Annotated in this window: 21 protein-coding genes and 1 pseudogene; 12 read left to right on the forward strand and 10 right to left on the reverse strand. The window is 74.1% G+C overall.

All coding sequences use genetic code 11. The annotated features are described in order from the left end of the window. Nucleotides 1-22: 22 nt before the first annotated feature. Together ACL02R_RS04690 and ACL02R_RS04695 are read right to left on the reverse strand one after the other, a co-directional pair. Nucleotides 23-433: pseudogene (locus tag ACL02R_RS04690) on the reverse strand (hypothetical protein); the annotation flags it as partial. 8 nt (nt 434-441) lie between these two features. Next, entirely contained in the window at nt 442-972 is a 531-nt protein-coding gene (locus tag ACL02R_RS04695) for an NUDIX hydrolase (RefSeq protein WP_412795557.1), read from the reverse strand. Nucleotides 973-1,275: 303 nt separating this feature from the next. Here ACL02R_RS04695 and ACL02R_RS04700 point away from each other — a divergent pair, with 303 nt between their 5' ends. The 4 genes from ACL02R_RS04700 (at nt 1,276) to ACL02R_RS04715 (ending at nt 5,908) form a co-directional block, all read left to right on the forward strand. After that, entirely contained in the window at nt 1,276-2,514 is a 1,239-nt protein-coding gene (locus tag ACL02R_RS04700; protein ID WP_412795558.1) for a helix-turn-helix domain-containing protein, read from the forward strand. Nucleotides 2,515-2,773: 259 nt separating this feature from the next. After that, entirely contained in the window at nt 2,774-4,012 is a 1,239-nt protein-coding gene (locus ACL02R_RS04705) for a helix-turn-helix domain-containing protein (protein ID WP_412795559.1), read from the forward strand. Nucleotides 4,013-4,133: 121 nt separating this feature from the next. Continuing rightward, nucleotides 4,134-4,544: a hypothetical protein gene (locus ACL02R_RS04710; protein ID WP_412795560.1), complete on the forward strand. Its 411-nt coding sequence runs from the start codon at nt 4,134-4,136 to the stop codon at nt 4,542-4,544. 983 nt (nt 4,545-5,527) lie between these two features. Continuing rightward, nucleotides 5,528-5,908 carry a hypothetical protein gene (locus ACL02R_RS04715; protein ID WP_412795561.1) on the forward strand — a complete coding sequence of 127 codons (381 nt, stop codon included), beginning with the start codon at nt 5,528-5,530 and terminating at the stop codon, nt 5,906-5,908. A gap of 18 nt (nt 5,909-5,926) precedes the next feature. Here the strand turns inward: ACL02R_RS04715 and ACL02R_RS04720 are convergent, their stop codons facing one another. Beyond that, nucleotides 5,927-7,477, reverse strand: coding sequence for an MFS transporter (locus ACL02R_RS04720; RefSeq protein WP_412795562.1), 1,551 nt, complete (start codon nt 7,475-7,477; stop codon nt 5,927-5,929). Between the two features lie 138 nt (nt 7,478-7,615). Between ACL02R_RS04720 and ACL02R_RS04725 the strand changes: the two genes are divergently transcribed. Further along, nucleotides 7,616-8,233: a TetR/AcrR family transcriptional regulator gene (locus ACL02R_RS04725; RefSeq protein ID WP_412795563.1), complete on the forward strand. Its 618-nt coding sequence runs from the start codon at nt 7,616-7,618 to the stop codon at nt 8,231-8,233. A gap of 92 nt (nt 8,234-8,325) precedes the next feature. Continuing rightward, nucleotides 8,326-10,470 (forward strand): alpha-galactosidase, encoded by a 2,145-nt coding sequence (locus ACL02R_RS04730; protein ID WP_412795564.1) that lies wholly within the window; start codon nt 8,326-8,328, stop codon nt 10,468-10,470. Between the two features lie 29 nt (nt 10,471-10,499). Here ACL02R_RS04730 and ACL02R_RS04735 read toward each other — a convergent pair whose 3' ends face one another. Then, entirely contained in the window at nt 10,500-11,501 is a 1,002-nt protein-coding gene (locus tag ACL02R_RS04735; protein ID WP_412795565.1) for a zinc-binding dehydrogenase, read from the reverse strand. A gap of 123 nt (nt 11,502-11,624) precedes the next feature. Here ACL02R_RS04735 and ACL02R_RS04740 point away from each other — a divergent pair, with 123 nt between their 5' ends. Continuing rightward, the gene (locus ACL02R_RS04740; protein WP_412795566.1) at nt 11,625-12,296 is read left to right on the forward strand and encodes a pentapeptide repeat-containing protein; all 672 of its coding nucleotides are present in this window, start codon (nt 11,625-11,627) and stop codon (nt 12,294-12,296) included. Between the two features lie 102 nt (nt 12,297-12,398). Here ACL02R_RS04740 and ACL02R_RS04745 read toward each other — a convergent pair whose 3' ends face one another. Beyond that, the gene (locus tag ACL02R_RS04745) at nt 12,399-12,974 is read right to left on the reverse strand and encodes a TerD family protein (protein ID WP_362961344.1); all 576 of its coding nucleotides are present in this window, start codon (nt 12,972-12,974) and stop codon (nt 12,399-12,401) included. A gap of 169 nt (nt 12,975-13,143) precedes the next feature. Between ACL02R_RS04745 and arfB the strand changes: the two genes are divergently transcribed. Next, complete coding sequence (gene arfB / locus ACL02R_RS04750) at nt 13,144-13,575, forward strand: alternative ribosome rescue aminoacyl-tRNA hydrolase ArfB (protein WP_398848254.1); 432 nt, start codon at nt 13,144-13,146, stop codon at nt 13,573-13,575. A 40-nt stretch (nt 13,576-13,615) separates the two neighbouring features. Here the strand turns inward: arfB and ACL02R_RS04755 are convergent, their stop codons facing one another. After that, nucleotides 13,616-14,089 (reverse strand): flavin reductase family protein, encoded by a 474-nt coding sequence (locus ACL02R_RS04755; RefSeq protein ID WP_412795706.1) that lies wholly within the window; start codon nt 14,087-14,089, stop codon nt 13,616-13,618. Between the two features lie 296 nt (nt 14,090-14,385). Between ACL02R_RS04755 and cdgB the strand changes: the two genes are divergently transcribed. After that, nucleotides 14,386-15,984, forward strand: a complete 1,599-nt coding sequence (gene cdgB / locus ACL02R_RS04760; RefSeq protein ID WP_412795567.1) for a diguanylate cyclase CdgB — start codon at nt 14,386-14,388, stop codon at nt 15,982-15,984. 127 nt (nt 15,985-16,111) lie between these two features. Next, a complete protein-coding gene (locus ACL02R_RS04765; RefSeq protein ID WP_412795568.1) occupies nt 16,112-17,062 on the forward strand; it encodes a carbohydrate-binding protein in 951 nt (316 codons plus the stop codon). An 18-nt stretch (nt 17,063-17,080) separates the two neighbouring features. Here ACL02R_RS04765 and ACL02R_RS04770 read toward each other — a convergent pair whose 3' ends face one another. The 4 genes from ACL02R_RS04770 to ACL02R_RS04785 all read right to left on the reverse strand — a co-directional run bounded on the left by ACL02R_RS04770 (nt 17,081) and on the right by ACL02R_RS04785 (nt 21,117). Continuing rightward, nucleotides 17,081-17,950 carry a class II fructose-bisphosphate aldolase gene (locus tag ACL02R_RS04770; protein WP_412795569.1) on the reverse strand — a complete coding sequence of 290 codons (870 nt, stop codon included), beginning with the start codon at nt 17,948-17,950 and terminating at the stop codon, nt 17,081-17,083. Continuing rightward, the gene (nagA, locus tag ACL02R_RS04775; protein WP_412795570.1) at nt 17,947-19,116 is read right to left on the reverse strand and encodes an N-acetylglucosamine-6-phosphate deacetylase; all 1,170 of its coding nucleotides are present in this window, start codon (nt 19,114-19,116) and stop codon (nt 17,947-17,949) included. The genes ACL02R_RS04770 and nagA overlap by 4 nt, the downstream gene beginning before the upstream one ends. Beyond that, nucleotides 19,113-20,075, reverse strand: coding sequence for an ROK family protein (locus ACL02R_RS04780; protein WP_412795571.1), 963 nt, complete (start codon nt 20,073-20,075; stop codon nt 19,113-19,115). The genes nagA and ACL02R_RS04780 overlap by 4 nt, the downstream gene beginning before the upstream one ends. A gap of 79 nt (nt 20,076-20,154) precedes the next feature. Beyond that, on the reverse strand, nt 20,155-21,117 hold the full coding sequence (locus ACL02R_RS04785) for an SIS domain-containing protein (protein ID WP_412795572.1): 963 nt from the start codon (nt 21,115-21,117) through the stop codon (nt 20,155-20,157). 110 nt (nt 21,118-21,227) lie between these two features. Here ACL02R_RS04785 and ACL02R_RS04790 point away from each other — a divergent pair, with 110 nt between their 5' ends. Together ACL02R_RS04790 and otsB are read left to right on the forward strand one after the other, a co-directional pair. Further along, a complete protein-coding gene (locus ACL02R_RS04790) occupies nt 21,228-21,488 on the forward strand; it encodes a DUF3263 domain-containing protein (protein WP_412795573.1) in 261 nt (86 codons plus the stop codon). 22 nt (nt 21,489-21,510) lie between these two features. After that, the gene (otsB, locus tag ACL02R_RS04795) at nt 21,511-22,332 is read left to right on the forward strand and encodes a trehalose-phosphatase (RefSeq protein ID WP_412795574.1); all 822 of its coding nucleotides are present in this window, start codon (nt 21,511-21,513) and stop codon (nt 22,330-22,332) included. The last annotated feature ends 70 nt before the right edge of the window (nt 22,333-22,402 follow it).

Here is a 22,402-nt window from a genome sequence, read left to right on the forward strand (position 1 = left end):
GCTCAGGCGCGGGTGGCGCCTGGGGCCAGATGACGTGTACGTCGAGTCCGGTGTCGCGTGCTTGGACGGCGACGAACCGGTCGGCGCGGCGCAGGAGTTCCTTCCCGGCGGCCTCGTACGCCTCCCGACCGGCCGTGTCGAACGGCATGACGACCACCTCCGAGGCGGCCCCGATCAGTCGGTCGTACTGGTCGGCGTGCTGCGGCTTGACCTTGCGGTCCCGGTAGTCCCGCGACGATGTGACGACGACCAGCCGTCCGCCGCGTTCCAGGACTGCTTCGGCGAACAGGCTGTCCGCCCCGGCGGCGATGCACGAGACACCGACGAGTTCCCCCGGCTCGTATGCCGCGAGCAGTTCCCGTAGCGCGGTGCGGACGAGGGGAACGGTCTCGTCGGCGAGATCCATGTGGCCGGTGACGGACAGCATTGCCATGGGGGCCTTCAGGGGTTGAGGTGGTGGAGCAGGAGGAGGGCGGCTGCGGTGTTGGCGGCGGGGATGTGGCCTTGGGTGATGAGGTCGGGGATGGCCTTGAGGGGAAGCCAGGCGCGGCGGGTGGACTCGAAGTCGTCCTGGGGATGGCCGAGGTGCTCGGCGCCTCGGGCCCAGTAGATGTGGTGGCGGGCATCGCTGAGGCCGTTGGAGGGCTCGACAGTGAGGAGGCGATGGAGCGGGCCGGTGGGGCGCCAGCCGGTCTCTTCGAGCATTTCGCGGGCGGCGGCGTCCTCGATGCTCTCGCCGTCTTCGACCACGCCCGCGGGGATCTCCCAGCCCCAGGTGTCGGTGATGAACCGGTGCCGCCACAGCAGAAGGACCTCACCGGCCTCGTTGACGGCGGTGGCCAAGGCGACAGGCCGCTGCCGGATCACATAGTGGTCGAGATGCCGCCCGTCCGGCAGCTCCACATCGGCGAGATTCACCCGCAGCCACGGATTCTCGTACACGGTGCGCTCACCCAGGTTCCTCCAGATCACACCGCCATCCTGCCCGCCTGGGCGTCAACCATCTGACCGCAGGACGTTTGTGTCACCGGCTGGGAGTGCCACGGTCGCGTCCCTCATTGATGCCCCTCTGATGACTGCCAGCCGGTGGGGCGTCATTCCCTCTGTCCCGGGACCAGGGTTGTTCTCATGCGTTCAGCGCAATGGCTGTGCCCCGGGAAGAGCATGGGGGCCGCGTGGAGTGCCCCCGAAGGGATTGGTGCCTTCAGCATCTCGGCCGGTCTCTGTGGCGGCGGCCTTACTCTGGCGATGAGTGCCAACCCAAAAGGCGTTCCCATGCATCAGGTACCCGAGCTGACCATCGGTCAGCGAATCGAGTATTTCCGCCAGCGCGCCGGCAAGAGCCAGGCGGTCCTCGGGGGTCTCATCGGCCGGACCGAGGACTGGGTGTCCAAAGTCGAGCGAGGTCTCATTCCCGTGGATCGGCTGTCCCTCCTCCTCGACATCGGACGCGTCCTCGGGGTCAGCGACCTCGGCGACCTCATCGGACCGTCCGTCTCCCTGGCGGTCGCGGGCGGCGCCGAACACCCCGCCGTACCCGCCATCCGTCGCGCACTGAACACGCCCCCGAGCGTGCTCACCGCCGATCTGCCGGGCGATCCGTTGTCCGTACCGGAGCTGGCCGAGCGTGTGACCGAGGTGTGGAAGATCTACGAGACGCACAAGGAGCGGTACGGGCCGGTCGGCGGCCTGCTGCCCGGCCTGCTGGCCGAGGCGTACCTCACCGTCCGGACATCCCGAGGACCGGCGGAGACCGCGGCGGTGCGGGAACTGGTGTCCCTGCTGCACCTCCACCAGGTGTACCTGCGACGTGTCGGCGAGCGAAAGCTCGGCCTGCTGGCGGCTGACCGGGCCATGCAACTGGCCGACGAGACGAGCGACCCGGCGCTGATCGGCGCGGCGGCATGGAACGTCGCGGGCATCCTTGTCTCCTCGGGCGACGTCCACGAGTCCCTGGACCTCGCACGCGCGACGATCGAACACATCCGGCCCTCGGACGACGCGGAGCCCGACCACCTGTCCGCCTACGGCGCGCTCCACCTGGTGGGCGCCGTCGCCGCCGTACGGGGCAACAACGCCCCGGCCGCCTGGGACTTGCTACGGGAAGCCAATGTCGTCGCCGCCCGGATCGGACACGACCGCAACGACTGGCACACCGCGTTCGGCCCGACCAACGTCACCATGCACTCCGTCCACCTGGCAGCGGAAGAGGGCGACGCGGCGGAGGCCCTGCGCCTGGCCGACAACGTCGAAGTACCGGCGCCCGGCGGCGTGTTGCCCCTGGAGCGCACGACTCGCTACCTGGTCGAGGTCATGCATGCCAACCGGCTGGTCGGCGACGACTACGCGACCGTCCACATGCTCAAGAAGATCAGGGAGGCGTCACCCGAGGAAATCCAGTACAGCCCCCTCGCGCGTGACGCGGTGCAGAGGTTGCTCAAACGCCCACGCCCTGCCTACCGGGATGACCTGCGGGATCTCGCACAACACGTCGGCGTCCTCACGGCCGCCTGACCCGGAACGACAAGCACCCCGGAAGCTTCTTCCGGGGCGCTCAGTAAGTCTTCCCACCGGGCCGGGGCGCCCGCGCCGGCCGTCCGGCGAACTCCGCGCCCGTCAACGGAGCGGGCGTCAGCGACACTTCGGTTCTTCCCTGCGGCGGGCGGCCTCTGCCGAGGTCGATGCCCGGGGGGAGATGACAGTATCCAGCCGTGCCAAATCGCCGTTCTATGCTGGAAAGTGACTCGCTGACCAGTAGCGGACGGGGACCGTCATGCATGGCGACACCGACAGCCCGCCGGGGAACCGGTTGCGTGGCATCCGGCTCGGTCTCGGCTTCACCCAGCAGCAGCTCGCCGAGCGGGCGGGACTCAGTCTCGGCGTGGTGAAGAAGATCGAACGCGGTGGTACGGCGCGCCTGGAGACGTATCACACGCTCGCGCGGGCCCTCGGCGTCCGTACCTCCCAGCTCCTCGACGCCTCCGCTCCGCACCGCGACCAGCGGGACGACGACGGGGACAACCACGCGCTCCTCGCCCTGCGCCAGGTCATCGCCCCGCCGGTGACGGCGACGGGGGCCCTCGACCCGGCGGACACCGTGGAGAGCGGCGACCCTGATCTGGGCGCGATGTGGCAGGCCGTGGACCTGCTCGCGGAGACGTACTACCGGGACGACTACGGCACGGTCGCCGAGCGGCTGCCCGCGCTCGTACGGTCCGCCCACCTCGCCGTCCGCCACTTCGACAGCGGCCCGCAGGAGGCCGACGCGCTGCGGTTGCGGGCGTGCGTGCTCCAGATGGCGGGCCGGTACCTCGTGCAGGTCCGCGCCTACGATCTGGCGCAGATGGCGTTGCGGGACGCTGTGCAGGACGCGGTGCGGGCGGGTGACCAGGGCGGGGTGGCGGCGGCGGTCTACCAGCAGGGGTGGTCGCTGATCCGGCAGGGACGGCTGGACGAGGCCGAGGCCGTGTCGGTCACGACGGCCGACGGCACCGAACCCCGGCTGTCGCGCGCCTCGCGTGCGTCGCTCGGCGCGTGGGGCAAGCTGCTGGTCCACGGCTCATCGGCGGCGGCCCGCAACAACAGGCCGCAGGAGGCGCGGGAGATGCTGCGTCTGGCCCGTGCGGCGGGGATCGCGCTGGGTGGCAAGCAGGCGGTCAGCCAGGCGGCTTGGGGCCGGTTCGACTGGCGCACGGTCGCGTACCAGGCGATCGAGAACCACATGACCACCGACAACCCCGGGATGGCCCTCGCGCTCGCCGCCAAGATGCCCCCGCCACCCGCGAACGCGCCCTTCGGACGGCGGCACATGCTGACGGTCGCGCAGGCACACGCGGCCCTGCGGTCCGGCGACAAGGCGCTGACGATCCTGCTCGGGTTGTCGCGCACCTCACCGGAGTGGCTCCGGCACCAGCGGCTCGCCGCCGACGTGTTCCGCGAGGTGCGCGACAAACGCGCACGGGCCATGTCCCATGACCACCGCGAACTGGCCTTGCTCCTCGGTGTCTTCTGAAGGACTACGCAACGTGCCCCCGGCGCCCATGCACTGTCCCGGACGGCCACCCCGCATGCCTGTCACCACTCGACGACCGTAAGTAGCGTCACTGGTCTCCCCTCCACCCAAGGAGCAGACCATGACCTTCGCCACGCCAATCCTGCGCTTGCCTCCCCCCGGCCAGGTGCGTATCCGGCCGTTGGGGGAGGTGTTCGACGCGGTGCGGGTGCCGTCTTTCCAGGGGTTGTACGCGTTTCACCGGCTGCGGCTGGCCGGGATCACGGGGCCGGTGATCGAGGACCCGGCGCATGGGGTCATGTACTGGCTGGTGCCGCCGGGGGCGGCGAACGACCGTGGGTGGCCGCCCGGTGCGTTGGCGCTCGGGCGGGGGTACTGCCTCGCTGTCCCGGCCGCCGATCGGGTCGGGGGTCCGTGGGTCGGTGATGGTGAGGTGCGGTGGCTGGTCGTGCCGCCCACCGGTGACTGCCTGACTGACCCGGAAGTGCTGTACCTGGCGCTGGGGCGGGTGTTCGGGGGGCGCTGTGGATGAGATGCCGCGTCCCCTCCCGCGTTACTTGACGGTGGCGCCGGTGCGGGAGGAGAACCCCCACATCACCGTCATCACCGGGCTGGAGGGGCCTGTCCTGCCTCGCCCGGAACCGAAGCCCGAGGAGCCGGAGGGTGGTGAGGAGGGGTGAGTCTGTTGCCGCGTTGCATGTACTGCGAGGCCACCACGGGTGAGTTGGTGGCGGTTGCTCTGGTGGCGTCGGGTTCGGGGCCGGGGTGGACGTATCAGGCGTGCTTCACGTGCCGGGTTAGCGAGCGGTTGGTGCCGTTGGTTGCGCACCCGTCGGACTCGTGGGGTGGGATGCACTACTGGCCGGAGGTCGTTCCTCACGAGTTGGTGGTGCGGTTGGCTGGGTTGGGGAGTGCGTCGGAGTTGCGGCCGGTCGTGGATCGGTTGTTTCCTGCGGTGGCTGCGGTGTTCCGGCGGGAGGTGGCCGAGTCGGCTGTGGAGGATGCTGTCGCCGACCTGTGGGCTGCTGTGCCGGTGGAGGAGTCGTGATGCCGCATGCTGCTCGGCTTTTCACTGGTGGTGAGGCGGGCGAGGCCCGGGTGTGGGCGTGTGCGGAGTTGGGGCGGTGGGGGTGGGCGGGTGCGGTGCCGGTGGTGGATGTGTTGATCGCGGTGGCGCGTTCGCGGCGGCCGTGGTGGCTGAGTCTGCGGGATCACGGGGATGCGCTGAACGTTCAGGTGTTGCGGGCGCGGACTGCTCGGACCATCCGGTTGCCGGGGCGGATCGTTGGGGCCGATGACCTCGTGTGGACGTTCGGGACCGTCTCCACCCCGGACGGTCTCTGCATATGGACCACCATCACTCCAACAGGACCCACGATGCCGTCGGATCGCCGGTGGCGCACCCTCCTCCCCGCACGCCCGAGAGGACCGGTTCCTCCCCGTCCCGGTGGGGGGCGCTGTCCGGGGGGTGAGCCCCCGGTGTCGGGTGGGTTGCCTGTCGTGGACACTGGGCCGGTGGATGGGCGTGAGTGGTTTTACGACAACGACGATGAACTGCCCCCCGGCACCGGTGACGAGGCGCCCGCCGGGGCGCTCGCCGCGCAGTGGATGTCGGTGGACCGCGTCTACTGCCTCGACTGGCGCCACTTCACCGACGCCCACTGGGACGGCCTCGACCGCATCTACCGCGCCCTCCCCGGCTGGCGGGCCGATCTGCCGGACGCCGCCCGCTGGTTCGCGGGCGAGGAGGGCGGCGACCCGTACCTGTGGGCCTCCGTCGAGCCGCCCGGACTCCAGGTCGCGGGCGGGCTGACGGCGGGGGTGTGGTGGGACTGGGACGTGCGGTTCCGGCGGGCGGTCGCGGTGGCCGGGCTGCCGCGTGCCGTGCCGGGCTGACGCGGCCCGTCAGCCACGTCAGCCCCGGGAGCGGCGCGGGAGGACGAGGAGCACCGCGACCGTTCCGGCGGCCATGATGATGCCGTTGACGAGGCTGGTGTGCGAGACGGCCGTGGCGAACGCGTCGTGCGCCGCCGCGACGAGCTGACCCGCCGCCTCCGGGCCCGCCGACGGGTCCTCGGCGACCCGCTGTGCGACGGCGAGGGCGCCGCCGATGGAGTCCTGCGCCGTGTCCAGCGCCTCGGGCGGGAGCCGGTCGCCCACCGCCGATGTGAGGTCGTCGCGGTACGAGGTGGCCAGGAGCGAGCCGAGGACGGCGATGCCGAGGGCGCCGCCGAGTTCGAGCGCGGTGTCGTTCAGGCCGCCGCCGACGCCGAGTTCGCTCTCGGGGAAGAGGCCCATGATGGTGTCCGTGCACGGCGAGATGCTGAGGCCGATGGCGAAGCCGAGCAGCAGGAACGGCGCGAGGAAGTCGCCGTAGCCCGAGCCGGTGTCGATGCCGGTGAGCAGCAGGACGCCCACCGTGCCGATGGCCATGCCGGCGCCGACCATGATCCGCACGCCGAGCCGGGGCGTCAGCACGCCCGTGAGCGCCGCGCCCGCGAACACCGCGCCCGCCAGCGGCAGCAGGCGTACGCCGGTCTCCAGCGGCGCGTAGCCGAGGACGAACTGGAGGTGCTGCGTCGCGTAGTAGATCGCGCCGAAGGTGCCGAGGAAGAAGAGGAGGACGGCCAGCATCGAGCCGGTGAAGCCCCGGTCGCGGAACAGGCGCATCGACACCAGCGGGCGCGGGTGCCGCAGCTCCCACAGGACGAACGCGACCAGGCCGGCGCCCGCGACGGCGGCCGCCGTGACCGGTCCCGTGCCCCAGCCGAAGTGCGGGCCCTCGATGATCGCGTAGACGAGCGCGCCGACCGTGACGATCGACAGCAGGCCGCCGACGAGGTCGAGGCGGCCGGGGTCGGCGGCCCGCGACGGCGGGACGACCAGCAGCGCGGCGGCGAACGCGACGGCCGCCACCGGCACGTTGATCAGGAACGTCGAGCCCCACGCGTGGCTCTCCAGCAGCCAGCCCGCGACCAGCGGGCCCGCCGCGATGGCCAGGCCGGAGGTGGCGGTCCAGGCGGTGATGGCGCGGGCGCGCTCGGCGCGGGGGAAGGTGGCGACGAGCAGTGAGAGCGTGGCGGGCATGATCGTGGCCGCGCCGACGCCCATGACCACGCGGGCGGTGATGACGAGGCCCGTGCTGCCGGCCAGGCTGCCCAGGACGGAGCCCGCGGCGAAGACGACGAGTCCGGCGAGCAGTCCGCCGCGGCGGCTGTACTTGTCGCCGACCGCGCCCAGGACCAGCATCAGCGCGGCGTACGGGACGGTGTAGCCGTCGATGACCCACTGGAGTTCGCTGCTGTCCAGGCCCAGGTCGAGGGTCATGTCGGGGGCGGCGACGATCAGCGACGTGTTCGCCATGACGACGATCAGCAGGCTGAGGCAGAGGACGAGCAGCGCCCACCGGCGCCGTGCGTAGGGGCCGGTCATCCGGTCCACGGGGGTGGAAGCGACGAGGGGCATGGTCCGGTCCTTGGGTGCGGGGTCGGGAGGGGGCGGCACGCTTCATTGCACATCCATGTGCAGGTTAGATACTTGCACTGCGATGTGCAAATATGGCCGTGAGCCTGCCTGCCCCCTCGTACGGAAGCCCCCGCCGCCATGACCCAGCCCGCCGCCCCCAGGCGCAGCCACGCCGTCTCGAACCGCGCCCGCATCCTGGAGGTAGCCCGCCGCGAACTGGGCGCCCGCCCCGACGCGACGCTGGACGAGATCGCGCAGGCCGCCGACGTAGCCCGCCGCACGCTGTACGGCCACTTCCCCGGCCGCGACGCCCTGCTCGACGCGCTGGCCGACGACGCCTCGGCCGCGATCGTCGAGGCCGTCGCCGCGTCCCGCCGCGACGGGGACGGCCCGGAGGAGGCGCTGGCGCGCTTCGCCCTCCAGATGTGGCGGGTCGGCGACCGGTACCGCATGCTGCTGTCGCTCGGCCGCCATCACCTGGGGGAGGAACGGTTCGGCGAACTGCTCGCGCCCGCGTTCGAGCAGGGGCGGGCGGTGCTCGCGCGGGGGCAGGCGGAGGGCCGCTTCGCCCGGCACCTGTCGCCGCCCGTGATGGCCGCCGTGCTGCGCGACGTGCTCTTCTCGCTGTGGGAGAGCATCGACCGGGGGCAGCTCGACGACGACGCGTCGCTCGCCGCCGTCACGCATCTGGTGGCGGTCGGTGTGCCGCCCGCGCGGGCGGGGGAGGTCGTCGGGGCGGTGCGCGCGCGGGGGTGAGGCGAGGGGGTCTCCGGCCCCTTGACGGCGCGGGGGCCGCGCTGACCAGAATGAACGCGCAAGACCGAACACGATCGATCAAAGGATCACAGATGCGCGACGGGACGTTCCTCCACTTCCGGTCCTCGGGAACCAGCCTCGTGCTCGACGCCACGGGCACCGGCCTGCCCCGGATCGCCCACTGGGGGCAGGACCTCGGCGAGCTGCCGCAGGACGCCCTCGCCGCGCTCGTCCGCGCGGGCGTCCCGCAGATGCCGTCCAACACGCTGGACGAGGTCGTCCCCGTCGCCGTCCTCCCCGAGCACTCCGCCGGCTGGCTCGGCACCCCCGGGCTCACCGGCCACCGCGCCGGAGCCGACTTCTCCACCGCCTTCACGGTCACCGCGCTCGACGCGGCCGAGCGGCGCGCGGTCGTCACCGCCGAGGACACCACGGCCGCCCTCGCGCTGCGCCTGGAGATCGAACTGACGGACTCCGGCCTCGTACGCCAGCGCGCCACCGTCACCAGCACCGCCGCCGCCGACGACGCCGCCCCGTTCACCCTCTCCGGCGTCCTCCTCGCGCTGCCCGTCCCCGACCGGGCCACGGAACTGCTCGACCTCACCGGCCGCCACCTGCGCGAACGCACCCCGCAGCGGCACGCGTTCACCATCGGCTCGCACCTGCGCGAGAACCGCAGGGGCCGCACCGGCACCGACGCCGTCACCGTCCACGCCGCCGGGGAGCGGGACTTCGGCTTCCGGCACGGCGAGGTGTGGGGCCTGCACGTCGCGTGGAGCGGCAATGCGCGGTCCCTCGCCGAGCGCACCAACCTCGGCGTCTCGCTCCTCGCGGGCGGCGAACTGCTGCTCGCCGGCGAAGTCGCCCTCGGCGCCGGGGACTCGTACAGCACGCCCTGGGTGTACGGCAGCTACGGCCGCACCGGGCTCGACGAACTCGCCGCACGCTTCCACGGCCACCTGCGCGGCCGCGACACCCACCCCCGTTCGCCCCGGCCCGTCACGCTCAACGTCTGGGAGGCCGTCTACTTCGACCACGGCGTCGACCGCCTCAAGCAGCTCGCCGACGCCGCCGCCGAGGTCGGCGCGGAGCGGTACGTGCTGGACGACGGCTGGTTCCGCGGGCGCCGCGACGACCACGCGGGCCTCGGCGACTGGTTCGTGGACGCGGCGGTCTGGCCGGACGGGCTGCACCCGCTCGCCGAGTACGTGCGCGGGCTCGGCCTCGAATTCGGCCTCTGGTTCGAGCCGGAGATGGTCAACGCCGACTCCGACCTCTACCGCGAGCACCCCGACTGGATACTCTCCACCGGCGGCCGCGTCCCGCCCGAGTCGCGCCACCAGCAGGTCCTCGACCTGGCCCACCCGGAGTGCTGGGCGTACCTGCTGGAACGGCTCGACGCGCTCGTCACCGAGTACGACCTCACGTACATCAAGTGGGACCACAACCGCGACCTCGTGGAGGCCGGGCACAGCCCCACCGGGCAGGCCGGCGTCCACGCGCACACCGAGGCCGTCTACCGCCTCCTGGACGAACTGCGCGCCCGGCACCCCCGCCTGGAGATCGAATCCTGCTCCTCCGGTGGCGGACGCGTGGACCTCGGCATCCTGGAGCGCACCGACCGCGTCTGGACGAGCGACTGCATCGACGCCCTGGAGCGGCAGCTCATCCAGCGCTGGACCGGCCTGCTGCTGCCCCCCGAACTGCTCGGCGCGCACGTCGGCGCGCCCGAGGCGCACACCACGGGCCGCACGCACACGCTGGCCTTCCGCGCCGGGACGGCGCTTTTCGGCCACTTCGGCATCGAGTGGGACCTGACGCGGGCGACCGCCGGGGACAAGGCGGCGCTCGGCGAGTGGATCGCGCTGTACAAGCGGCTGCGGGGGCTGCTGCACAGCGGCGCGGTCGTGCGCGGCGACCACCCGGACCCGGCGCTGTGGGTGCACGGGGTGGTGGCGGACGACCGTTCGCGCGCCGTCTACGCGCTGGCGCAGATGGCGACGACCGTGCAGTCCCCGCCCGGACGCGTCAGCCTGCCGGGGCTCGACCCGGACGCCGACTACCGGCTGACGCCGCTCGCGCCCGGGGACGCCGTGCGGGGGCGGCGTCAGCAGGACCTGGCCTGGTGGGCGGACGGCGGGGTGACGCTGCCGGGGCGGGTGCTGGAGGCGGTCGGCGTGCGGGCGCCGTTGCAGCACCCGGAGGGGCTGGTGCTGATCGAGGCCGTACGGGTCTGAGGCGCGCCCCGCCGCTCAGTCCTTGCCGCTCAGTCTCTGAAGTGGTCCGTCACCAGCACGACCTTGCCGGTGGTCGCCCTGCCCTCCAGCGCCTCGTGGGCACGGGCGGCCTCCGCCAGCGGGAAGCGGGTGACGAGTGGCGTGAACGTGCCGTCGGCGGCGAGCGCCATGGCCTCCTCCTCCAGCAGGCGCATGTTCCGCGGGCCGCCGATGCGTTCGAGCAGTGCCGGGCCGACGGCCGGGCGGCGGACGATGTCGGCCGGTCCTGGGGCGTCCTCGGGCCCGCCCGACGCGTTGCCGTAGGACAGGTGCGTCCCGGCGGGGGCGACGAGCCCGGCCGCCGTCGCCGCGAGGCCGCCGCCGACGCCCTCGAACAGCACGCTGACGGGCCGCTCGCCGTACGCCGCGCGCACCCGGTCCGCCCAGGCGGGGTCGGTGTAGTCGACGGCCAGGTCGGCGCCGAGGGCGGCCACCGCGTCCGCCTTCGCCCGGCCGCCCGCCGCGCCGACGACGGTCGCGCCGCGGTGCTTCGCGTACTGCGTGAGCAGCGCGCCGATGCCCCCGGCGGCGGCCAGGACGAGGACGATGTCGGCGGGCGTGAGGTCGGTGAAGCGCAGGACGCCGACCGTCATCCGGCCGGTTCCGACGAGCGCCACGGCGTGGTCGGCGGGGAGCCCGTCGGGCAGGGGGTGGAGGCGGTCGGGCGTGGTGACGGCGGCCTCGGCGTAGCCGCCGGGGACCATGCCCAGGTGGGCGGCGACGCGGCGGCCGAGCCAGGACGGGTCGGTGCCGTCGCCGAGCGCGTCGACCGTGCCGGCGACCTCGCGGCCGGGGATCGTCGGCAGCTCGGGGAACGGCAGGGGGGACGCCCCTGCGCCCCGCGGGCCCGCGCGCAGCACGGTGTCGATCAGGTGGACCCCGGCCGCCTCGACGGCGACGCGGACCTGGCCGGGGGCGGGGGCCGGGTCCTCGACGGTCTCGGCGCGGAGGTTCGCGGCGGGACCGAAGGCGTGGAGGCGGACGGCGCGCATGGGCGGCTCTCTTCCGGTACGGGGAGGGCGGGGCGTGGCGGCCCCACGCTAGAAGCTCAAGCCCGCTTGAGGTCAAGCGGCGCCGTTCCGGTGACTGTCAGTGGCGTACGGCACGATGGCCGCATGGTGGAAGCGCGGAAGTCGAAACCGGTGGCGGGCCCGAAGGCGCCGCAGTTCTCCCTGCCGGAGCTGCGGCCGTTCGACGGCGGTGCGCTGGAGACGGAGGGGGACTACGACGGTGTCGCGTTCGAGGGCCTTGATCTCAGCGGCGCCGGGGCGCGGGGCGCGCACTTCCTGGACTGCGCGCTGCGGCGCTGCGTGCTGGACGAGGCGGTCCTGAAGCGCGCGCGGCTGGTGGACAGCGCGCTGGAGGAGGTGCGGGGCGTCGGCGCCGATCTGAGCGAGGCGCAGCTGCGGGACGTCGAGATACGGGACGCCAGGCTCGGCGGCCTCCAGCTCAGCGGGGCGACGCTGACGCGCGTGCGGGTGCGCGGCGGGAAGATCGACTTCCTGAACCTGCGGCAGGCCGCGCTGACCGATGTGGTCTTCGAGAACTGCCTGCTGGTCGAGCCGGACTTCGGGGGCGCGCGGCTCGAACGGGTCGCGTTCACGGACTGCGAGGTGCGCGGCGCCGACCTGAACGCGGCGACGCTGCGTGACGTGGACCTGCGGGGGGCCGCGGCGCTGGAGATCACACGCGGTTGGGACCGCCTGTCGGGCGCGGTGATCAGCCCGTCCCAACTGCTCGACCTCGCGCCGCACTTCGCCGCCCAGCTGGGGGTCCGCGTGGAGTGAGCACGAGGACCGGCCGAGCGGCGGGCCCGCCGGGGACGGGCCGCCCCCCTGCGGTGGCCGCAGGAGGGCGGGGGCGCGCCCTGGGCAGGGCCGGGAAGACCGTCAGACGTTGACGCCGAAGTCCTGGGCGATGCCCGCGAGGCCGGAGGCGTAGCCCTGGCCGACGGCGCGGAACTTCCAGTCCGTGCCGCTGCGGTACAGCTCGCCGAAGACCATGGCCGTCTCGGTGGAGGCGTCCTCGGTCAGGTCGTAACGGGCGATCTCGGCGCCGCCGGCCTGGTTCAGCACGCGGATGAACGCGTTGCGCACCTGGCCGAAGTTCTGGCCGCGGTTGTCCGCGTCGTGGATGGAGACCGGGAAGACGACCTTGTCCACGTCGGCGGGGAGCGCCGCCAGGTTGACCTTGATCTGCTCGTCGTCGCCCTCGCCCTGGCCGGTCAGGTTGTCACCGGTGTGCTCGATGGTGCCGTCCGGGGTCTTGAGGTTGTTGTAGAAGACGAAGTGCTGGTCCGAGACGATCTTGCCGCCCGGGTTCACGCCGAGGGCGCTCGCGTCCAGGTCGAAGTCCGCGCCGGTGGTGGTGCGGACGTCCCAGCCGAGGCCCACCGTGACGGCCGTCAGACCAGGAGCCTCCTTGGTCAGCGAGACGTTGCCGCCCTTGGACAGGCTCACACCCATGTTTGCTCCCCTTGTTCCGTTTCGCTCAGGATCGTCTTTGCGATGACGTTACTCTTACCGACCCCAACGAAGGCAACACCTGCCCGGGTTCCTGGCGCGGAGGTGAAAAAGCCGGGCGGGGCGGAAAACCGGTATGCGGGGCCGGCCGCGCCGCAGGATCATGGAACGCATGTCCGGTCCCTATCCCATCCGCGGCGCCGTCAGCCTGCCCGAGTCCGAGCTGCACTGGCGTTTCTCCCGCTCGTCGGGGCCGGGCGGGCAGCATGTGAACACCACCGACAGCCAGGTCGAGCTGCGCTTCGACCTCGCCGCCACCCGCGCGCTCCCCGACGTGTGGCGGGAACGCGCCCTCGAACGGCTCGCCGGGCGGCTGCACGGCGGCGTGCTGGTCGTATACGCCAGCGAGCACCGCTCGCAGTGGCGCAATCGCGACACCGCCGCCCGGCGCATGGCCGCGCTGCTCGCCGAGGCGACCGCGCCGCCCCCGCCCGAGCGCCGCGCCCGCAGGACGCCGCGCGGCGTCGTCGAGCGGCGCCTGCGGGCCAAGCACCACCGGGCCGATGTGAAGCGGGGGCGCGGGCGCCGGGGCGACTGGGAGTGAGGCGCGTACGGGGGGAGCGCGCCGCGCGGCACGCGCCCCGTCAGGGCAGCGCCCGGTACGCGGCGCGGTAGTAGAGCAGCGGGCCGCCCGGCTGCGGCGGCACGTCGGCCGTCAGCACATGGCCGACGACCAGCGTGTGGTCCCCCGCCGCGACGCGCTGCGCCGTGCGGCACTCGACCGTGGCCAGCGCGCCCGCCACCAGCGGGGCGCCCGTGACGCCGCCGAGCGTGTGCGGGACGTCCTGGAAGAGCAGGCGATCGCTCAGCCGCCCCTTCATCGCGAAGCGCGCGGCCGTCGCGCGCTGCCCCTCACCGAGGACCGCGGCGGCCCACAGCGGCTGCCGTTCCAGCAGCTCGTCCATGCGCGAGCCGGTGCGGACGCTGACGAGGACGAGCGGCGGGGCGAGCGAGACGGACAGGAACGCGGTCGCCGTCATCCCGGCGGGGGCGCCGCGCGGCCCGTCCTCGTCGTCGTGCGCCGTCACCAGGACCACGCCCGAGGCCAGCCGCGCCATCGCGCCGCGGAACCGTTCGCCCGTCACCCCGTCGAGGGGCGCGGGGGCTGGGTGGGGAGCTGGGCGGGGAGTGGAGGACACGCCAGCAACGCTAACCGGACCGCCGTCCCCCGCGCATCGGACCGGAGAACCGGACAGCGTCTCACCACGTCCTACGTCCCGCGACCGATCCCTCTCTTAGTGTGACAAGAATCACAGTAGGCAACTAATTGCTGACCCTGTGTACCTAGTGGGCAGCTCCCTGTGATTCAGTGGCCTGTGTATCTGCACGTGCATTTCGCGCATCCGGGGGAGTGATGGAAACGGAGACCGAGCCGTACGTGCGCCTCGCGTCGCTGCGGGAGCTGCACCAGGTCGTCGCCCAGCTCGCCACCGCCCGCAGCATGGCGGACACCCTCCAGACCATCGCCGACGGGGCCGTCACCGCGCTCGGCTTCGAGCTGGCCTCCGTCAACGTCGTCAGACCCGACGGCGACCTGCTCGTGGCCGCCGTCGCCGGCGACGAGCGCGCCGAGGCGGCGCTCGCCGGGCGCACCGGCTCCCGCGGGTCGTGGGAACGCCGCCTGGCGATGGGGGAACGCTGGGGCGGCCTTCGTTTCATCCCGTACACCGAGGGCTGGGTCCTCGACCACGACGACGTGCCGCAGTGGCACACCACCGGGCCCGCGCCGCGCTACCCCGACGAGTGGCACCCGATGGACCGCCTGTTCGCGCCCATGTACGCCTCCGACGGCGAACTGCTGGCCGTCCTGGAGGTCGACCGCCCGCGCAACGGCCGCAGGCCGGGCGCCTGGGGCTGCGAGGCCCTGGAGCTGTACGCCTCCCAGGCCGCGATAGCCATCAGCAACGCCCGCCTGCGCGGCAACATGCAGCGCGCCCTCGTCCGTCTCGAACGGGAGCAGCAGGCGCTGCGCGCGAGCGAGGAGAGCTTCCGGCAGGCGTTCGAGTACGCGCCGAGCGGCATGGCCATCGCCGAGGTCGGCAGCGACAACCCCGGCCGCCTGATCCGCGTCAACGACGCGCTGTGCCGCCTGCTGGACCGCCCGGCCACCGTCCTGCGGCGCTACAGCTTCGCCGACCTCGTGCACCCCGAGGACACCGGCGTCCTGCTGCGCACCTCCGCCGAGGGCGGCCGCGCCGAGCTGCGGCTCGCGCGCCGCAACGGCACGTACGTGTGGGTGAACCTCAGGAACTCGGTCGTCGCCGACGCGGCGGACGGCCCGCAGGTCCAGCTCACGCACGTCGAGGACATCGAGGAGCGCAAGCGCCACGAGCTGGCGCTCGCCCACCGGGCGAGCCACGACTCGCTGACCGGCCTGCCCAACAGCGCCGAGCTGCGCGCCCGGCTCGCCGACCGCGTGTGCGAGACGCCGCCCGAGCGGTTCGGCAAGGCGGCCGGGCGGCCGGGAGACCCGTTCAGGGGACTGGGGACGCCGCAGGGGCGCCCGTACGACCACCACGAGCACGTCGTGCCCCCCGACGCGCCGGGCGCGGACGGGAAGGGCCTCGCCGTCCTCTTCTGCGACCTGGACGGCTTCAAGTCCATCAACGACCGGTTCGGCCATGTCTGCGGCGACGCCGTGCTGGTCGAGGTGGCGCGCCGCCTGGAGGAGGGCGTGCGGGACAACGACACGGTGGCCAGGCTCGGCGGTGACGAGTTCGTCGTCCTCGCGGACGGCCTCGGCGCCGCGGACGCCTCCGACCTCGCCGTACGGCTGCGGAACGCGATCATCCCGCAGATGCGGATCGAGGGCCGCGTGGTGCGGGTGGGGGCCAGTTTCGGCATCGGCTGGGCCGCCTGCGGCACCAGCGTGGACGACATCCTGAAGTCCGCCGACCAGCGCATGTACATCGAGAAGCGGTCCCGGTCGGCGGGCCGCAGGCGCGCGGGCTGACGCGCGCCCCGGCGCCCGTCCGCGAGCCGTGCACGGGGCTCCCGCGCCGCCGCCCGCACGGGCCGCTCTGTCACCCGAACGCGGTAGGCTCGCGGCCGTACACCTGTCACCGAAGGAACGGTAGTCGATGAGCTCGGGGCACACCGGCGCGGGAACGCCCGACGAGGGCGACGACCCGTTCGCCTACCTCTACCGGCCCGCCGACGGCGAGGCCCCGCGGCAGCAGGGACCGCGCCAGCCGTCCTACAACCAGGTCCGGCCGGTCGGCGAGCGCGCCTACGGCGGCCAGCAGACGTACGGCGGGGCCCAGGGGCACCGCCAGCCCGGCGCGGCGGCGTCCCCCGACGCCCGCTACGCCGCCCCCGAGACGCAGGGCATGCCCGGCGCGGGCGGCGGCGGCCACCGCCAGGGCCCGCCGGACCGGCGCAGGCCCCCGGGCGGTGACGCGCGGCGCAACGGGCTGCTGATCGGCGCCGTCGCGGTCGTGGTCGCCGTGGTGCTCGGTGTGACGGCGGCCATCGTCTTCAGCAGCGGCGGCGACGACGACACGGCCGCCGACGACCCGACCCCGACGCAGGACACTGCCGGCGGCGACGACGCGGGCGGCGACGACCCGAGCGAGGAGCCGACCGACGAGGAGACCGAGGACGAGGCCGAGCTGCCCGTCGCGGCGGTCGGCGACCTCCAGCCGGGCGGCGGCGCGGCCGTCGAGAACACGGTGACGGGCGCACGCTCCGACGGCGGCGACTACATCGCCGTACGCAACGCCCAGAACTCCACGGTCACCTGGACGTTCGACATCGAGGGCGAACCGCTGGAGCAGTACTACTTCTACATCGGCTACTCGGTGGTCACGGACGGCCAGACGATGGCCTTCTCGGTCAACGGCGAGCCGCGCCAGGACCCGATCGACTTCAAGGACTGGAACCCGAACAGCGACGACTGGGAGACGAGCTGGGTGAAGACGTACAACAACGTCAACCTCGTCGAGGGCGAGAACACCATTCAGCTGACCTGCTCCGGCTCCTGCGACGTGCTGATCGACCAGATGCGGCTCACCGAGGAGAAGGAGGGCTGACGCCCCGCCGTCCCCGCCTCAGCCGCGGGTGACCGTACCGTGGCGGGCCGTCGCCAGGACGCCGAGGAGGTGTTCCACCGCCGCCCGCATCGCCGCGCGGCCCTCGGCGAGCCAGGGACGCGGGTCCACCCGGCCGGGCGGCGTGGCGGCCAGCCGGGCGCGTACGGCGGCGGTCAGAGCGGTGTTGAGCGCCGTCCCGAAGTTGATCTTGGTCATCCCGGCCGCCACCGCCCGGCGCAGCTCCTCGTCCGGCACGCCCGACGAGCCGTGCAGCACCAGCGGCACCCCCGCCGCCGCCCGCAGCCGCCCGATCAGCGGATGGTCGAGGACGGCGGACCGTTCCGTCATCGCGTGGCTGCTGCCGACCGCCACCGCCAGCGCGTCCACCCGCGTCGCCCGGACGAACGACGCCGCCTCCCCCGGATCGGTCCGCACGCCCGGCAGGTGCGCGTCCCCCGGCTTGCCGCCGACGCGGCCCAGCTCCGACTCGACCAGCAGCCCGTGCGCGTGCCCGAAGGCGACCGCGTCCGCCGTCGCCGCGACGTTCGCCGCGTACGGCAGCCGCGACCCGTCGTACATCACCGAGCCGAAGCCCGCCCCCGGCGCCTCCCGTAACAGCTCGCGGTCCGTCACATGGTCCAGGTGCAGGCCCAGCGGTACGGGGGTGTCGCGCGCCAGGGCCGTCAGCGCGGCGGCCAGGGGCGCGAGACGGCCGCCGTGGTGCGCGACCGCGTTCTGCGAGACCTGGAGCAGCAGGGGCGCGCCCGCCGCCTCGGCGGCCTCCACGACCGCCTCGGCGTGCTCCAGCGTGATCACATTGAACGCCGGGAGCGCGCGCCCGCCCGCGCGCGCCGCACCGAGTAACCGGGCGCTGGGCACCAGCGTCACGGCCGGACCACCCACTCCCCGCGCCGCATGACGCCCACGACGTCGAACGTCCCGTCCGCCAGGACCACGAGGTCCGCGTCCTTGCCCTCCTCGATGGCCCCGACCCGGTCGGCGAGCCCCAGCAGCCGCGCCGGGGTGCCGGACAGGGCGCGCGAGACGTCGGGCACGGACAGGCCGTTCACCAGCACCGACCGGCGGAACGCCTCGTCCAGCGTCAGCGTCGAGCCCGCGATCGCGCCGCCCTCGGCGAGCCGTGCCACACCGTCCCGCACCTCCACCGCCAGCGGCCCCAGGAAGTACGCGCCGTCGCCCATGCCGGTCGCGCCCATCGCGTCGGTGATCAGCGCGACGCGCCCCGCGCCCGCCGAGCGGAACGCGAGGCCGACGACGGACGGGTGCAGGTGCGTGCCGTCGTTCACCAGCTCGACGGTCACCCGCTCGTCCTCAAGCAGCGCCGCGACCGGGCCCGGCGCGCGGTGGCCGAGGACCGGCATCGCGTTGAACAGGTGCGTGGCCACCGAGGCGCCCGCGTCGATCGCGGCGCGCACCTGCTCGTACGACGCCTCCGTGTGCCCCACGGCCGCGACGACGCCGCCGTCCCGCAGCATGCGCACCGAGTCGGTGCCGCCGGGCAGTTCGGGCGCGAGCGTGACCATGCGGGCGGTGCCGCGCGCCGCGTCGAGCAGCTTGCGGATGTCGGCGGGGGCCGGGTCGCGCAGCAGCGCCGGGTCGTGCGCGCCGCAGCGGTGCGGGGAGATGAACGGGCCCTCGAAGTGCAGCCCGGCCAGCTCGCCCTGCTCGACCAGCTCGGACAGCGTGCCCGCCTGCGCGGCCAGGTCGCCCAGCTCGCCGGTGACGGTGGAGGCGACCATCGTCGTCGTACCGTGCGCGCGGTGCGTCGCGACGACGCGCAGGGCCTCCTCGGCGGTCCCGGCGGAGAACGAGGCGCCGCCGCCGCCGTGCACGTGCTGGTCCACGAAGCCGGGCACGATCCAGTGGCCGGTCAGGTCGAGGGCGGGCGTACCGGGGGCGTCGGGGGCGTCGGGCGCGTCCGGCGGCTCGGCGGCGAAGCGCGTGCCCTCGACGGTGACGCGGCCGTCCGGCACGACCCCGGACGGACGGACGACCCGCGCTCCGGTGAGCACGGTACGGGTGGGGCTCGTCATGGCTGGGGGACCTCCGTCGATGTGGGGAGCCGGCGTGCGTCCTGGGCGAGGAGCCCCGCGCCCAGGCAGCCGGCGGCGTCTCCCAGCGCCGCCGGGAGGACGTCTGGCATGCGCTGGAACGTGACCCGGGCGGCCAGCGCCTCCCGCAGCGGGCCGAGCAGCAGCTCGCCCGACTCGGCGAGCCCGCCGCCGACGACGACCGTGCCCGGGTCGAGGAGCCGCACGGCCACCAGCAGGCCGTCCGCGAGCGCGTCCACGGACGCCTGCCACACGGCGATGGCCCGGGGGTCGCCCGCCGCGACGGCGCGCGCGGCGTGCGCGGCGGTGGCCTCGCGGTCGCCCGAGGCGGCCGCCCACGCGCGGCCCACGGCGGTGGCGGAGGCGACCGTCTCCAGACAGCCGTACAGGCCGCAGCCGCACGCGGGGCCGCCGGGGCGGACCACGATGTGCCCGATCTCGCCCGCCCCGCCGTTCGCGCCCGGCTCGATCACGCCGTCGATGCCGATGGCACCGGCGATCCCGGTGCCGAGCGCGACGAAGAGGAAACGGGACCTGCCCGCCGCCGCGCCGATCCGCGCCTCGGCGAGGCCCGCCGTCCGCATGTCGTGGTCGATGGCGACGGGCAGGCCGCGCAGGCGCTCGGACAGGAGGCGGCGCAGCGGCAGGTCGCGCCAGCCGAGGTTGGCCGAGTACGCGGCGACGCCCGCGCGGGCGTCCACGATGCCGGGCACGCAGACGCCCGCCGCCGCGGGCGGGCGGCCGAACCTGGCGGTGCCCGCCTCGTACAGCTCCTCCGCCAGGCCGAGGATGCCCTCCACCGCGCCCTCGGGGCCGCCGGTGGGTCTGCGGACCTCGTGCAGCGGGCGGTGCCCGGCGCCGTAGAGGGCGGCCTTGATCGTGGTGCCGCCCACGTCGAGGGCGACCACGTAGGTGTCGTCGTCGTTCTCCTGGAGAGTCACACGCGTAAGTCTCGCCCGCGACCAGGGAAAAGGTCTAGTCCACTACGGGGTTGCGGAACGGCGTGCCGCGCCCGGCCGTTCACGGGAGGACGACCGAACGCGTCAGGTTCCGCGGCCGGTCCGGGTCGAGCCCGCGCGCCCGCGCCACCGCGACGGCGAGCCGCTGGGCCCGTACCAGCTCGGCCATCGGGTCGAGGACGCCCGTCTCGGTGTACGCGCCGGCCGCGGCCGCCTCGGCGGCGATCCCGGCGCCGCCGTCGCCGCCGCCCCCCGCCGGGCCGCCCAGCAGCCACACCGCGCGGCCTGGCGCCGCGATCGACACAGGACCGTGCCGGTACTCCAGCAGCGGATGGCTCTCCGTCCACGCGCCCGCCGCCTCCCGCAGCTTCAGCGCCGCCTCGCACGCCAGCCCGTACGCCCAACCCGAGCCGAGGAACGTCCACTGCTCCGCCGCCGTCAGCCCCGCGGGCAGCGGAACGGCGAGGGCCGTCGCCGCGTCCGCCGCCGCGCGTTCGACGGTCGCCACGCCCGCGGGCAGCGGGCCGCCCGTCTCCAGCGCGGCCCGCAGGAAGGCGAGGGCGCTCGTCGCGAAGCGCGTCTGGACGACGGACCGCTCCTCGGCGTAGTCGAGCACGGCGACGTGCTGCGCCTCCCGCAGCACCGGGGACGTGGGGTCGGCCGTCAGGGCGAGCAGGGGAGTGGCGGGGTGGGCGTCGCGCAGGCGGGCCAGCAGTTCGAGGATCTCCGTCGTCGTCCCGGAACGGGTGAGGGCGACCACGCGGTCGTACCGCCGCGCGCGGGGGAACGCGGACGCGGGGAACGCGTCCGTCTCGCCCTGCTCCGCCGCCTCGCGCAGCGCCGCGTACGCCTGGGCCATGAACCACGACGTGCCGCAGCCCGTCACCGCGACCCGCTCGCCGGGGCGCGGCAGCGCCGCCGGGCCGAAGCCGCCGTCCACGGCCGCGCGCGCGTCGCGGGCGGCGCGGCGCCAGCAGTCGGGCTGGGACGCGATCTCGTCGGCGGTGAAGGAACGTTCGGTCATGCGGGGGCTCCTCGGCGGCTGGACCGGTGCGGACGTGAGGGAGCACTGCCCGTCCCACGCCCGCCCACACACGCCGCCGCGCTGTCGTACCCCCCGCCTAGACTGACGGGGTGAGCACGGAGGCGGACGGGGAGACGGCGCGGCCCGGTGAGCTGACCGCGCGGGAACGCGCCGTCCTCGCCGTCGAACGGCGCGCCTGGAGCGGCCCTGGCCCGAAGGAACGCGCCATCCGCGAACGCCTCGACCTCACCCCCACCCGCTACTACCAGCTGCTCAACGCCCTGCTGGACGACCCCCGCGCCCTCGCCCACGACCCGGTGACCGTCAACCGGCTGCGCCGTCTGCGGGACGCCCGCCGCGCCCGCCGCTGACCCCGCCGTTACAGTCATGTACATGGGCAACCTCCCCGAACCCGCCACCGCCGAGGGACGCACCGGGCTCGCCGCGCTGCTCGACCGCCCCGACCGCGCCCTCCTCGCCTTCGACTTCGACGGCACCCTCGCGCCGATCGTGCCCGACCCCGAGCAGGCGCGCGCCCACCCCGACGCCGTGCCCGCGCTCGCCAGGATCGCGGCGCGCGTCGCCGTCGTCGCCATCATCACCGGCCGCCCCGCCGACGTCGCCGTACGCCTGGGCGGCTTCGACGGCCACCCCGAACTGTCCGGGCTCACCGTCCTGGGGGCCTACGGCGCCGAGCGCTGGGAGGCCGCCACCGGCGAACTGCGCACCCCCCCGCCGCCCCCCGGCATCGCCGCCGTCCGCGAGGAGCTGACCTCCTGGGCCGAGCGCACCGGCTCGTACGTCGAGGACAAGGGCATCGCGCTGGCCGTGCACACCCGCCGCGCCCCCGACCCCGAGGGCGCGTTCGCCACGCTGAAGGCCCCCCTCGCCCGCCTCGCCGACGAGCACGGCCTCGCCCTCGAACCCGGCCGCATGGTCCTCGAACTGCGCCCGCCCGGCATGGACAAGGGCACGGCCCTCACCGACCTGGCCCGCGCCTCCGGCGCCGAGTCGGTCCTCTACGCGGGCGACGACCTGGGCGACCTGCCCGCCTTCGAGTCCGTCGCGCGGCTGCGGGCCGTGGGCATCCCCGGGGTGCGGGTGTGCAGCGGCAGCCACGAGGTGGCGCGGCTGGCGAGCGTCACCGACCTGGAACTCGACGGACCGGCGGGCGTCGCCGCGTTCCTCACCGCCCTGTCGGAGCGGCTGGGGTAGGGGAACGCCTACCCCGGAGTCTCCGGTCAGCCGGATGGTGCGGCGGCGTGCACGCTCCGTAGCGTCGGTC

Origin of the sequence: Streptomyces sp. MS19 (assembly GCF_047200595.1) — a bacterium.
Lineage (GTDB): Bacteria > Actinomycetota > Actinomycetes > Streptomycetales > Streptomycetaceae > Streptomyces.

What these genes read in the sequence shown, in the direction of transcription:
- arfB (WP_398848254.1), top strand. Translation starts at nt 13,144, where the DNA reads ATGTCCGGTCCCTATCCCATCCGCGGCGCCGTCAGCCTGCCCGAGTCC.
- ACL02R_RS04745 (WP_362961344.1), bottom strand. Translation starts at nt 12,974, where the DNA reads ATGGGTGTGAGCCTGTCCAAGGGCGGCAACGTCTCGCTGACCAAGGAG.
- cdgB (WP_412795567.1), top strand. Translation starts at nt 14,386, where the DNA reads ATGGAAACGGAGACCGAGCCGTACGTGCGCCTCGCGTCGCTGCGGGAG.
- nagA (WP_412795570.1), bottom strand. Translation starts at nt 19,116, where the DNA reads ATGACGAGCCCCACCCGTACCGTGCTCACCGGAGCGCGGGTCGTCCGT.
- ACL02R_RS04740 (WP_412795566.1), top strand. Translation starts at nt 11,625, where the DNA reads ATGGTGGAAGCGCGGAAGTCGAAACCGGTGGCGGGCCCGAAGGCGCCG.
- ACL02R_RS04720 (WP_412795562.1), bottom strand. Translation starts at nt 7,477, where the DNA reads ATGCCCCTCGTCGCTTCCACCCCCGTGGACCGGATGACCGGCCCCTAC.
- ACL02R_RS04785 (WP_412795572.1), bottom strand. Translation starts at nt 21,117, where the DNA reads ATGACCGAACGTTCCTTCACCGCCGACGAGATCGCGTCCCAGCCCGAC.
- ACL02R_RS04735 (WP_412795565.1), bottom strand. Translation starts at nt 11,501, where the DNA reads ATGCGCGCCGTCCGCCTCCACGCCTTCGGTCCCGCCGCGAACCTCCGC.
- ACL02R_RS04705 (WP_412795559.1), top strand. Translation starts at nt 2,774, where the DNA reads ATGCATGGCGACACCGACAGCCCGCCGGGGAACCGGTTGCGTGGCATC.
- ACL02R_RS04730 (WP_412795564.1), top strand. Translation starts at nt 8,326, where the DNA reads ATGCGCGACGGGACGTTCCTCCACTTCCGGTCCTCGGGAACCAGCCTC.
- ACL02R_RS04765 (WP_412795568.1), top strand. Translation starts at nt 16,112, where the DNA reads ATGAGCTCGGGGCACACCGGCGCGGGAACGCCCGACGAGGGCGACGAC.
- ACL02R_RS04700 (WP_412795558.1), top strand. Translation starts at nt 1,276, where the DNA reads ATGCATCAGGTACCCGAGCTGACCATCGGTCAGCGAATCGAGTATTTC.
- ACL02R_RS04710 (WP_412795560.1), top strand. Translation starts at nt 4,134, where the DNA reads ATGACCTTCGCCACGCCAATCCTGCGCTTGCCTCCCCCCGGCCAGGTG.
- otsB (WP_412795574.1), top strand. Translation starts at nt 21,511, where the DNA reads ATGGGCAACCTCCCCGAACCCGCCACCGCCGAGGGACGCACCGGGCTC.
- ACL02R_RS04725 (WP_412795563.1), top strand. Translation starts at nt 7,616, where the DNA reads ATGACCCAGCCCGCCGCCCCCAGGCGCAGCCACGCCGTCTCGAACCGC.
- ACL02R_RS04755 (WP_412795706.1), bottom strand. Translation starts at nt 14,089, where the DNA reads ATGGCGCGGCTGGCCTCGGGCGTGGTCCTGGTGACGGCGCACGACGAC.